The organism is Microcoleus sp. B4-C2 (assembly GCF_036705265.1).
Lineage (GTDB): Bacteria > Cyanobacteriota > Cyanobacteriia > Cyanobacteriales > Microcoleaceae > Microcoleus.
The window spans coordinates 1-1,072 of the sequence record NZ_JAUBUB010000221.1 but is presented as its reverse complement, the minus strand read 5'-3'; the positions used below and the strand labels follow the sequence as shown (position 1 = coordinate 1,072).

Below are 1,072 nucleotides of genomic sequence, written 5' to 3'. Positions count from 1 at the left end.
AGGCTAGAACGGTATCAAGGGAGCCCCGGCCACTACCAGGGCGTCCCGTTTAACAAGTTGAAGCTGGAGCTGGAAGGCCCCAGTGGATATTCAACATGTCAAGTCTACACCTGAACGTCGGGGTCGATGTTTCTAAAGACACCCTGGATCTGTGCTTCTTTGCCAAAGACCAAATCAAGCACAGCTTCACAGTCAAGAACTCTCCAGCAGGGTTTGAGCAGATTGTAAAGAAGCTGGAGAAGATGGCTCCTAAAGACCAGTGGAGGATCACGATGGAAGCGACCTCTTCCTGCCACAAAGCTTTGGTATGGCACCTGGCTGAAGAGGGAGTCCCTGCTGTGGTGATGGCTCCTAATCAGGCTAGAAGCCTTGCCAGGGGTCTTGGAATCATTAGAAAGAATGATGCGACAGACGCCTATGTTCTGGCTGTGTGCTCGCAGAAGAACTGGAAAACCCCCAGGAAGCCTCCCACCAAAGAACAGGCTGAACTTCAGGAGCTTTCAAGAAGGATAGACAGCCTTAAAGCTCAGGCGGCTGACGAGAAGAAGAGAATGGGCAAGCCTTCCGCCTGTGCAGAACTCATCAAATCCTGCACGAGAGTCATCAGACTTCTTGACAAGGAAATCCAGCAGGTGAGCCAGCTGTGGCTGGTAAAGCTGAAGCAGAGCCAGGAGCTTGTGAAGAAGCACCGCCTCATGCTGAGCATCCCTGGTGTGGGCCCTGAAACAGCCCGCAAGGTCTTGAGTGAACTCTTCTTGACAGATGAACTAAAGAACGTCAAGCAGTGCATCGCCTACGCTGGGCTGGCTCCGCAGGAATGTTCGAGCGGGACGAGTCTTCACCGAAAAGCCACCATCCACGGGACAGGCAGCAGATTCTTGAGGACAGCTCTTTTTATGGGAGCCATCTCCTGTTCCAGACATGATGCTGAATGCTCAGCCCACTACGGCCGGATGCTGGAAGCCGGAAAACCTAAGAAATGCGCTCTGGTCGCCATCATGGCCAGAATGCTCCGCCGGATTGTGACAGTGGTCAACAGAGGAACCGAATGGACCCCAACCCCTTGACAATT

General features: G+C 53.2%; 1 protein-coding gene. It reads left to right on the top strand.

Annotation, left to right across the window (positions count from 1 at the left end):
* Nucleotides 1–95: 95 nt before the first annotated feature.
* Nucleotides 96–1,067, top strand: a complete 972-nt coding sequence (locus QUB20_RS28530) for an IS110 family transposase (RefSeq protein WP_333291855.1) — start codon at nt 96–98, stop codon at nt 1,065–1,067.
* Nucleotides 1,068–1,072 lie beyond the last annotated feature (5 nt).